This is a genomic window from Arthrobacter sp. A2-55, from assembly GCF_025548615.1.
In the GTDB taxonomy this organism is placed as follows: domain Bacteria; phylum Actinomycetota; class Actinomycetes; order Actinomycetales; family Micrococcaceae; genus Specibacter; species Specibacter silviterrae.
Genome location: NZ_JAJLOZ010000053.1, coordinates 24,349 through 33,981 on the forward strand (window position 1 = coordinate 24,349; position 9,633 = coordinate 33,981).

Annotated in this window: 11 protein-coding genes; 5 read left to right on the forward strand and 6 right to left on the reverse strand. The window is 60.6% G+C overall.

Annotated features, from left to right (window positions below; translation table 11 throughout):
• The first annotated feature begins 14 nt into the window (after positions 1-14).
• Positions 15-917: a type II secretion system F family protein gene (locus LPN03_RS14375; protein ID WP_262454761.1), complete on the forward strand. Its 903-nt coding sequence runs from the start codon at positions 15-17 to the stop codon at positions 915-917.
• Positions 918-961: 44 nt separating this feature from the next.
• Here LPN03_RS14375 and LPN03_RS14380 read toward each other — a convergent pair whose 3' ends face one another.
• Together LPN03_RS14380 and LPN03_RS14385 are read right to left on the reverse strand one after the other, a co-directional pair.
• Positions 962-1,465, reverse strand: coding sequence for a prepilin peptidase (locus tag LPN03_RS14380; protein WP_262454762.1), 504 nt, complete (start codon positions 1,463-1,465; stop codon positions 962-964).
• A gap of 42 nt (positions 1,466-1,507) precedes the next feature.
• Positions 1,508-2,770: an Ig-like domain-containing protein gene (locus LPN03_RS14385; protein WP_262454763.1), complete on the reverse strand. Its 1,263-nt coding sequence runs from the start codon at positions 2,768-2,770 to the stop codon at positions 1,508-1,510.
• A gap of 243 nt (positions 2,771-3,013) precedes the next feature.
• Between LPN03_RS14385 and LPN03_RS14390 the strand changes: the two genes are divergently transcribed.
• Complete coding sequence (locus tag LPN03_RS14390; RefSeq protein ID WP_262454764.1) at positions 3,014-3,523, forward strand: type II toxin-antitoxin system RelE/ParE family toxin; 510 nt, start codon at positions 3,014-3,016, stop codon at positions 3,521-3,523.
• A gap of 25 nt (positions 3,524-3,548) precedes the next feature.
• The gene (locus LPN03_RS14395; protein WP_262454765.1) at positions 3,549-4,022 is read left to right on the forward strand and encodes a helix-turn-helix domain-containing protein; all 474 of its coding nucleotides are present in this window, start codon (positions 3,549-3,551) and stop codon (positions 4,020-4,022) included.
• A gap of 93 nt (positions 4,023-4,115) precedes the next feature.
• Here the strand turns inward: LPN03_RS14395 and LPN03_RS14400 are convergent, their stop codons facing one another.
• The 4 genes from LPN03_RS14400 to LPN03_RS14415 all read right to left on the reverse strand — a co-directional run bounded on the left by LPN03_RS14400 (position 4,116) and on the right by LPN03_RS14415 (position 8,679).
• Positions 4,116-4,493: a helix-turn-helix domain-containing protein gene (locus tag LPN03_RS14400; protein ID WP_262454766.1), complete on the reverse strand. Its 378-nt coding sequence runs from the start codon at positions 4,491-4,493 to the stop codon at positions 4,116-4,118.
• A 142-nt stretch (positions 4,494-4,635) separates the two neighbouring features.
• Positions 4,636-6,864, reverse strand: a complete 2,229-nt coding sequence (locus LPN03_RS14405; RefSeq protein WP_262454767.1) for a putative transposase — start codon at positions 6,862-6,864, stop codon at positions 4,636-4,638.
• 366 nt (positions 6,865-7,230) lie between these two features.
• Entirely contained in the window at positions 7,231-7,689 is a 459-nt protein-coding gene (locus LPN03_RS14410; RefSeq protein WP_165181809.1) for a hypothetical protein, read from the reverse strand.
• Between the two features lie 9 nt (positions 7,690-7,698).
• Positions 7,699-8,679: an NYN domain-containing protein gene (locus LPN03_RS14415; protein ID WP_262454772.1), complete on the reverse strand. Its 981-nt coding sequence runs from the start codon at positions 8,677-8,679 to the stop codon at positions 7,699-7,701.
• Positions 8,680-8,847: 168 nt separating this feature from the next.
• Between LPN03_RS14415 and LPN03_RS14420 the strand changes: the two genes are divergently transcribed.
• Together LPN03_RS14420 and LPN03_RS14425 are read left to right on the forward strand one after the other, a co-directional pair.
• Complete coding sequence (locus LPN03_RS14420) at positions 8,848-9,048, forward strand: ribbon-helix-helix protein, CopG family (protein ID WP_262454768.1); 201 nt, start codon at positions 8,848-8,850, stop codon at positions 9,046-9,048.
• 31 nt (positions 9,049-9,079) lie between these two features.
• Positions 9,080-9,490, forward strand: coding sequence for a hypothetical protein (locus tag LPN03_RS14425; protein ID WP_262454769.1), 411 nt, complete (start codon positions 9,080-9,082; stop codon positions 9,488-9,490).
• Positions 9,491-9,633: the final 143 nt, after the last annotated feature.

Consider the following 9,633-nt stretch of genomic DNA (forward strand, 5'->3'; position numbering starts at 1 on the left):
ATGGTGAGATTGAAATGACTTTTCTTCCCTGGGTATTTATCTTGGTCATTGTGCTTCCCATTGCCTACCTGGTCTGGTCATTCGTCAGTGTGGACTCCAAGTCGCTGCTCATTATTCGAAACAACCTTGGACGCAGCAGCGCCCCCGGACAATCGGCGCCAGCCTTCAGCGATCGCAGCTGGCAGTCGCTTGCCCAAAGAATTACCCCGGCCGGCTACATTGCAAAACTAGACACATTGCTCGCCAGAGCCGGTCGCCCGGCAAACTTGCCACTGACCCGGCTACTGATGGCAAAACCTTTGCTTGCATTATCAGCCGCAACCGTTAGTCTCCTGCTGATAGCTGCCAAACCTGGACCACAACTGCTTTTGTTAGGAATATTCTTCACTGCCTTCTGCTACTTCATCCCTGATCTCATGGTGATGAGCAAGGGGCAGGAACGGCAGAAGGCAATGCAACTTGAGCTTCCTGACACCTTGGACCAGATGTTGATCGCTGTTGAGGCCGGGTTGGGTTTCGAAAGTGCAATGGCACGGGCAGCAGCTAACGGCAAGGGTCCCATGGCCGAGGAACTGACACGAACCCTGCAAGACATGCAGATGGGCAGGCCCCGGCGGGAGTCCTATCAGGCTCTCGCCGATCGCACTACGGTGCCAGAACTCAAGAGCTTTGTCCGTGCCGTGGTCCAGGCCGACATCTACGGCATCAGCATTGGCAAGGTGCTTCGGACCCAGGCCAGGCAGTTACGTGTGGGCCGTAGGCAGAGAGCTGAGGAAAAGGCCATGAAGCTGCCGGTTCTAGTACTCTTCCCGCTGCTATTGTTCATCTTCCCCACGTTGTTCATCATCATCTTGGGGCCCGCAGTTATCAACATTATGGGGATTTTCATGCCTGGTGGAGCGCTCGGCGGTCACTGACAAACGCCGCGGTTTCGGGACAACACAAGTCGGGGTTATCACGGCTACCCAAACACCAGCATCCCCAGCGCACCCACCAGCATGAACGGCCCGAAGGGGATCTGCGTCTTGCCGTTGCCGCGGCGCAGGGCCATGAGTGCTAGGCCCCACACGGCGGCCAGCACGAACGCCAGGAAGGTCCCCCACAGCACTGCCGACCAGCCGACGAACCCCAGGTACAGCCCCAGGACGAAGGCCAGCTTCACGTCGCCGTAGCCCATGCCGGCAGGGTACACGAGCCGCAGCACCACGTACACGGCCCAGAGGACCACTCCCCCGAGGACGGTACGCATGGCCGCGCCGCCGTCAAGCATGAACAGGCTGGCCGAAAGCAGCAGCACGCCGGCAATGCCAGCGGAAGGGAACACGATCCGATTGGGCAGCAGCTGGTGCTGGATGTCGATCACGGTGAGCCTGGCGGCCATGACCAGGTAGTACAGCCCGGCCAGCAGCACCAGCCAGAACGCCACCGGGGAGTGGCCCCACAACCGCGAAAGTTCAGTGATCATAGGGCTGAGCCTACGTCATGGACTCCGCGGTCCGGGGGAACGTTACCGGTGTGCGTACTGGTTGAAGGGGATGTTCCAGTCGCCGAAGCCGTCGGTGGGGGCGATGGTTTCATTGGGGCTGCCCACCACCTTGACGAGGTCGCCGGTGGTCATGTTGTTGAACACCCAGCCGGCGCCTTCGTGCGACATGCCGATGCAGCCGTGGGAGATGTTGCCGGTGCCCAGGTAGGACAGCGCGTTGTCCGTGGCCTGGTGGATGAACTCGCCGCTGGGCGTGAGGCGGGTGGCGTACTGGACGTCCACCTTGCCGTAGTCCGCCGGGTCGCCGGGCTTGAGGCCGATGGTGGAGGCCACGAAGGTTGCGTAGCGCTGCTTGTCCGCCAGGATGACGAGGTAGCCGGAGGCGGAGGGGAAGCGCTCGTCGCCCATGGTCACCGGGTACTGCTTGACCAGCGCGCCGTTGATGTAGATGCTGGCCTGGTGGTTGACGGCGTCCGCCACCATCTCCACCTTGTTGCCGATCTGGACCACGTTGGTCTTGTTGAAGTTGCCGATCTGGCCGTTGCCGAAGTCAACGCCAAACAGCGTCATGTCCACCTTGATGGTGCTGTTGGCGGCCCAGAAGTCCGCGGCACGGTAACGCAGCAGGGTGTCCGAGTACCAGCGGAAGGCGCCCTTCTGGCCGGAGGAGGCGGTGATGGAGATGGCCTTCTCCACGGCTTCCTTGTTGGTGACCGGCTCGCTGAAGGTGAACTGGATGGGCTGGGCGACTCCCACCTTGGACCCGCCCTGCGGGAACATGACCAGGTCTGCCTCGTTCGACGGCGGCACCGTGGTGAAGGTGCTCACCGTGGTGGTCATTTTGCCGTCGGCGTCCTTGGTGGTGACGTCGAAGGTGTAGTTGGTGTTGAAGTTCAGGGGCGCGGTGCTGGTCCACTTGGTGCCACCGGCTGTTAATTCGCCGTCCGTGGTGGCGCCGGTGTCCGTTTCCTTCAGGATGGCGCTGTAGACGGTGCCGTTCTGCGCCGTTGCCGAGACGGGCTCCGCCGGGTTGTAGAACGTGGCGCCGGTCTTGGGCGACACGGCGAGGCTGACTGGGGGTGCCGTGGGTGTTGGGGTGGCGCTTGGCGTTGCCGTGGGTTGCTGCTGCGTGGGCGCGGCCTGGTTCTTGGCGGCCGCCGTGGGCATCCAGTCCTTGGCGGTGGCAGCACCGACGCCGCCGCCCGCAATAGCCAGCGCAATGACGGCGACCAAAGTGACCTTCAAGGCCCTGCGAGGCTTCTTGGGCTGGTCCAGACTAGGCATGCATGCTCCCAATTCGGTGGAGTAATTCCACGGTGACGGCGCGTGTCAGGCACGGCTTAGTCCACAATTTTACGGCATGCCCTGCGCGGTCCGTGTCAGGATGCCGCAACGACACCGTCACGGTTGGGTAAAGGGGTTGGATTGCCTTGTATGCTGCGTGGCCTATCGACCTGTCGCTCCCTTGACTAGGATCAGCATCATGAACGACTTGTTGCTACCAATTCAGAGTTCACCGGCATCGCAATGAGACGGGTTTCGCGCGAAGAAGCCGCCCGCGCCACCACGCCTCCCGGTCCGTATGAATGGGATGACTATAGATGTGAGCACGGCGTCAATCAGCTTGATGACGAAATCGATGAAATCGTCGCAGACCCAACCCTGACGATGTATGAGGTTGAACTTCGACTGGCCGAAGTGGGCGCTTTGGTTGATAGGGCCGAGCACGGTGAGCTCTCACCGCTCAAAGAGCATAAACCTGTGAATGTGGACCCAGAGATTTGGGAAATTCGTTTCACGTTCGGCAGCCAACCGTTCAGGATCTACTACGCCGAGCCTCAAGATTTTCCGAAACTCCTGTTGGGGCTCAAGGCACACTTCAAAGATGTCACCGGCTCAGAAGCCCAGATCAGGATGCGCCAAAACCAGCAAATGTCGAAGGCAGCAAATCGTTACCACGCTGGAAGAACCCGCGAATGGCTGGGCGATCCCAGACTGGTAGGCCACAGCTGTCACGCAAAATGTGTTGACCCCTGATAGCCGTGATTATAGACTTGAATCTATGAGCGATATGACTGAAAGGCTGAAGGCTCGACACGGGATTGACCCCGAGTCTCGCTCCATGCAGCGGGCCGAGCTGCTGGCGTCGAACGACTTGGAATTCGTGGCAAGTTTGATCATGCTAAGAAAAGCGCAAAACATCACCCAACAAGACGTCGCCGATCGACTGGGCATATCTCAGGCGACGGTGGCTGCCTTCGAACATCCAGGCAATGACCCCAAATTGTCGACTATCCGCAGGTATGCCCACGCCGTAGGTGCATTGGTCACGCATCGCGTCGCCTTGGATGTGTACCAAGATCTGAGCGATTGGAATGCGGCTGAGAACCGCCGTCTAACTAGCGACAATTTTACCGGCCAGACCGCAGCATTCTCCTTTGCCCCTGGAGGCCGCGTTGCGCTTTCTAACGAGATTGAAGGGCTGATTGCCCGCAAAAACGATACAATATCGTTCAATTCGAGCCCTGTGCGCTGAAGCTGCGATTACCGGCGCCAGGAAGGGTTTTACAAAGAGGGCAGCGCCAAGCCGCTTATCAATTTGGTGCAGAAACATCACACGGATCTGCGATCAGGCTTGGCCAGCACCTCGACCGCCGACGCCCCGCTGGCGGCCGGCTTGTCGCCGACGGCGGCCCGCCACTGAGTGCGCCTTCTTCATTCTTTGGAGTGCACTGTGTGGATCCTCATCATCCGGTGCACCAAGGGAGGCAAGCGCCGCATATTGCTCCACCTTGCGGATCTCCTTAAATGCAAGAATGTCTTCAAGCTTGACCCGTCGATGCGTCCCGGGCTTCTCGAACGGAATTCGACCTGCGTCAAGAAAACGGACCAGCGTTGGTCGAGTCACCCCCAGGAGTTCTGCCGCTTGCTGCGTTGTCAGGGTATTTGAACGCGGCGTGACCGTCACAGCCATGCCGTGACACATGGCATCCGCAGCCTTGACCAAGACCTCAAAGATTTCGGATGGAATCTCAACCCGATCAGCCGCCTCGGCCCCCGAGAGAACGAACAGCGGACCACGGCGGGATGTGTTTGCCTCGGCATGGGCCTCAGGGCTCCGGACGTGGTGAGGTAATTGCTGTGGGTTGTTAGGCGTGGTTCTTGATTTTGTAGCGGAGTGTCAGGTTGGTGCCTGGGTAGCGGGTTTTGGTGGCTGTGAGGTGGTCGCAGAGCTCCTTGATGGCTGCTGTTTTGGCAGGGGTGGGTAGCGGATCGAGGGTGATCGTCAGGTGGCCGGGCTGGCTGGTGTCGATGTCGCCGGTCTGGTTGAAGGCCTGGCGCGCGAGGGCGTGGGCTTCCTGTCCGGCCCGCCTGTATCCGGTGTTGGTGCGGATCTCCCTCGCTATGGTCATCGCGGTGTTGTAGGCGGCCATGCGGATGCCGTGGTGGATCAGTTTCACCTCGGTGTCCAGGACTTGCTGGCCGGGGTTCAGCTCGCCGAGGCGCAGCTTCGCAGGGATCTTCTTGTGGTTCTTCTCAGCAGCGACCAGCACGTTTTCTGCGTCCCATACCGGTGCCATGACGTGGTTGTGCATGGCACTGGTGACCATGATTTCACCGGCGCCCTCGTCCGGGGTTTTCAACGCCAGCAGGTTCGCATCGGCCACGGCGGCGGCTTCCGCATGCCGGGCACGGGCCGCGACAACGAGCTGGTAGGCCTTGGCCTTCGCCGGGTTCTTCACCATCCTGTCCACATCATCACCGGTGCTGGCATAGCTGTCGTGGGAATCGAGGTCGAAGTGCATGCGGGCGTAGCGGAACTGGTTTTCCTGCCGCCACCGCGACCCCATCCGGTACACCACCTCCCCGGCACTCATGTCCGTCTCGGTGGTGAGGATGTGGATTTGCCGTGTGCCGCCACCGGTCGCGGCGACGATGCGGCTGAGCTGCCGAATCGGAAAGACTTCCCCGGTCGTCTTCGTCGCGGCCAGGGGCAGGTCAACGACCGTGTCAGCAACCGACCACTTCCGCTCCTCCCCGTGCCCGTCAGTGTGGGAGACCTCTTTGAAGAGATCCACCTTGATGTCTTTGCTGGCGCCTTTGCGCCAGGTCAGCACGTCGAAACCTCGTTCTGCCATGTGTTTGAACAGGTCCGGCGACCAGCCGCCCCTATCGAAACCGACCAACACGCGCCTCCCGTCACCCACCGCTGCGCGCAGTTCCGGCAGGAGGCGGCGCAGCTCGGAAGCGAGGGACGCTGCGGGTTCGGCCATGACGACGAAGACGGGTGAGCCGTGGGTGTCGGTGACCCAGGTTTCCTCGGTCGCCGGGACGGGGAACTTCAACCGGGTCGAGTAGATCTTCCCGATCTTCCTGCCTCCCTGATAGGCGCGCACATGCCCGTCAACATAGAGGACCGCGGCCAGGTCCTCCCCGCCCGGGCCCGTGGCATCCAGGTGGTGTTTGGCCAGGGAGGCCATCAAATCTTGGGCCTTGGCGGCCTGCGCGAGCTGGCTGATCTTCCGGCGGATCGTTTTCACTTCCGGGGCGCGGTCCAATCCCAACACCCTCCCCAGCTCGACCGGGTCGAAGCGGGTGGCTCCCTCGGCACGGGCTTCCCCGGCCAACGCCCGCAGCACCGCATCGACCAGGATCGTGTCGAGCCCGTAAAACCCGTCAGGCAAGGAACCGTAGGTGGCTTTAGCGCAGCCCAGCAGGCCGGTGGTTTCCAGTGCCGGGAAGGCCAGGAACAGCCCGGCATGGCGGATGTGGGCGGCCGGGGCAAACACCGGGGCCGCGCACGCAAGCAGACCGGCCCGTGCCGCGGCCCGCTCCCCGCCGCGGGCCGCCGGCACCGGCAGGACGGGCAGTTCTGCCGGTTCACGGCGTGCCGCGGCGTCGTGGTGGGAAGGGACGGGCGGTGCTCCCGTGGTGGCGGCCATGGCCAGGGCGCGCCGGACCGTGTCAGTGGAAACCCCGGTCGCTTCGGCAGTGGCACGCAGGCTCACACCACCGGCACGAACAGCCCTAATCTCTGCCGCCTTCGCCTCCGTCAGCAGCGACGGGCGCTTGGGGCCCTTCTTTACCGGCGCCAATCCCATCAGGCCAGCACCTTCCAGGGCCTTGCGCCAGCGCCGCAACGACTCCGTGTTCACACCGAACCCAGCCGCGACCTCGTTGACCTGGGCAGCACCGGTATCAACAAGTTGTGAGGCCGCCAACCGCCGCAGCCCGTCCTGGCCCGGCCCCCACACATAGGCCAGCTGCCCATTGATGAAGACCTTGCCGCCCGTTGCATCTTCCAACAGGGCTGCACGCTCGCCCAGAAGAACGGCGCCCAGATCCGGCAGCACGGGCAGAACGGTTTGGGAGGTCATTGAAACCATTGTTTCACCCACCCACACACAAAATCATCACACCCTTATTATCTCACAACAGGGATGAAATTAACAGCCCAGGCCACATGAGAAACAGCGGCAACTCAACGAACTACAAAACCCTCCCCACCACCATGTCCGGAGTCCTGGGCCTCGATGAAGTTGTAGAAATCCCTCGCGTCCGCAGGCTCCGGAGCGAAGAATGTCTCTCTCGTTGATGTGGCGTTGCCCATCGAAAATCACCTTCGTAAACGCGTTCGTTTTTTTCGTTTTTTCGTTTCCTAAGATATTAACTCCTCACGACATTTGAGTCCACATTTGAGTCGACGCGCCAGACATCGACGCGCGGCAGGCCTACCGGAGAAGCTACTGCAACGGCTCGACGTTCAAGACAAGCTCCTGCTTTTCACCCACGCCGGGGCTGACCGCGGTCAAATAGTAGACGTATTTGCCATCGTTCCCTGTGCCTGTACAGACGGGCGTGACTCCGCCAACATTGATCTGTCGCTGGCAAGTGCTGTCAACTTTCAGCGTGATGCCGGCCGGGAACGCAATGGCGAGCAAGTCAGACGGGGTGAACTCAATGTCCGTGCTCCATCGGCGGCTCATGCTGGGACAGGGATTGGTGGACATGCACAAAAATTGCTCCCCGCGAACGATTTCCGATAGTTGCGTCCAGCTAGGGGGAATGGCAAACCGGTTGACTCGCGCGACAAAGTCGTCGGTCACCTTGTTCTCGGCAGACCAAACGGCCATTATCGACGCGACACCGGCCCCGAAGACTACGATGACCGCAACCAGAATGAGGCCCACTAACTTCTTCACGATGCCCCTCTATGCACCCGCGCCATTTGTAACGGGAGGTTCACGCCCGGTACTTGGGACAACCGTCATCGTCGCATCCACATGGTCGGCGTGGACAACAGCGAGAACTTTTTCACCAAGGTTCACGAGTCGATAGTCGGTTGTTCCCAACGCATGCAGAAGAACCAACTGAAGGTAGGGAAATCCCGCTTCCTCCTTCGAAAAGCCCTCAATGGAATCCTTGAGGGCGGTGCCGACGAAGCTGAGTTTCTTGCCTTCGGATCGACCCGCAATGACCGCCCGCCCCAGGTCGCCGTCAGCGAAGAGCCCACGAACTGCCGCCAGGTATTCATCGCGGGATGAAACACGGACAAGCAGTGGCGGTGCCACTGTGTGCACCGTCTTGGGGATTGGCGCGACCACTGGCTTCTTTTTCTTCTTCCCCTGCTGGGGTTTCTTGGCGGCCACGAGGCTTTTCGCCGTCGTGCTTGTAGTAGGTGCCGTGGCCACCGGCGAAACCGCAGCGGCGGGCCCGGTGATGGGGATCTGGTGGTACTCGTCGGCTACCGACTTGAGGAGGGCGTTGACGATTCCGGCGCCAGGGAGGTTGGTCGACGCCACGATGACATATTTGTTGAGGTGGTGGAGGCGCCTGATGAGCGGAACAAAGCCGCCGTCTCCGCTGGCGATGACGAACACCTCGATCCACGGCGAGTCATGAGCCACGGCCAGGACGTCGACGCAGAGTTCGATGTCCGCGGCATTTTTGATGTTCTTGTCAAAGGAGAATATCTGGACGGGCTCGATGCCGTGCTCCAGCAATTCATGGCTGTAGGCCTGCATTTCAGGCCTGCCCCAGTTCGCGTAGGCCCGAACAAGTGCCGTTTTTGACCCGAGGCCACCAACGCGGACGGCCTGCTCAATTCCGCGGACGAACTCGCCGATGTGGACACCGGCCACATTGCCGGGAACACCGCCCCGCAGGTTCTCCATGTCCAAAAATATCGCCACATTTCTTTGCGGCGGCGCGTTCGTTCCCAATGCTTTTCCCCAATCGTCCCGCCAACCGGCGACATGTCTGGTTCTCAGGGTATCCCCCGGGCTATGGGCGGGGCCATGGACGGTTCAGGATTGACTACTTCATGATTCGATACCGCCTCAGTACCATCGAGTATGGACATGAACCTGAGGATCCCGGACGAGATGGACCAGCGGCTCGACGCCCTGGCAGCCGAGCAGCACATCTCCAAGTCGGCCTTGCTGTTGCAGGGCGCTGAACTGGTATTGCGAAGGGCCGGGCGAAGGCAGGACATCCATGACTCGTTCGACTTTGTGATGACCCACGACGCAGGGCTGATGAAGCGACTGGAGGATGCATGACCGCATACAGCTATTCGAGGAATTTTTGCCAATGAGCAGGCTGCTGATCGGTGTCTTCGTTGTCCTAGCCGGATGGTCCATTGCCTACTGGGGGAGGTACAGGGCTCCGCTGAAACGAAACTCAAGAATGGACAACCTGCTCGGAATCATCAACGTCGTCTGCATTGCCTTGCTTTGCCTTATCGCGGCTACGCTTCCCCTAGCCACGGGATTCGTGGGAATTCCCGTGTTGGGATTCGCCGCGGCAGCACTATTTCTAGCGTCGCTTTTCCTCTACCGGATTCGAGCGGCAGATTTGCGGATGGTACGGGCTAGCGGCCGCGGACGCCGCGGACTTCCAGTCAGTCAGAGGGAAATGACGAGGTGGCCCTACACGCTTGTTTATATGATCGGCTACGTCCTACTTGCGGCCTACATCGCAACGATTCTTGGCCATCTATAGCGGTGCTGGTGGCCTTGCACCGGTTACGGTACGTTCCGAATCATCGACCGCTGGCCCTGGTATAAATTGCTGGTCCAGCCGCCGACTGATCAAGAAGAAGTCATTTCATGAGTCACGTCAGGCAAATTCAGGCTTTGAAGCAG

Coding starts and splice junctions, on each gene's coding strand:
- LPN03_RS14375 (WP_262454761.1), top strand. CDS start 15: ATGACTTTTCTTCCCTGGGTATTTATCTTGGTCATTGTGCTTCCCATT.
- LPN03_RS14380 (WP_262454762.1), bottom strand. CDS start 1,465: ATGATCACTGAACTTTCGCGGTTGTGGGGCCACTCCCCGGTGGCGTTC.
- LPN03_RS14385 (WP_262454763.1), bottom strand. CDS start 2,770: ATGCCTAGTCTGGACCAGCCCAAGAAGCCTCGCAGGGCCTTGAAGGTC.
- LPN03_RS14390 (WP_262454764.1), top strand. CDS start 3,014: ATGAGACGGGTTTCGCGCGAAGAAGCCGCCCGCGCCACCACGCCTCCC.
- LPN03_RS14395 (WP_262454765.1), top strand. CDS start 3,549: ATGAGCGATATGACTGAAAGGCTGAAGGCTCGACACGGGATTGACCCC.
- LPN03_RS14405 (WP_262454767.1), bottom strand. CDS start 6,864: ATGACCTCCCAAACCGTTCTGCCCGTGCTGCCGGATCTGGGCGCCGTT.
- LPN03_RS14420 (WP_262454768.1), top strand. CDS start 8,848: ATGAACCTGAGGATCCCGGACGAGATGGACCAGCGGCTCGACGCCCTG.
- LPN03_RS14425 (WP_262454769.1), top strand. CDS start 9,080: ATGAGCAGGCTGCTGATCGGTGTCTTCGTTGTCCTAGCCGGATGGTCC.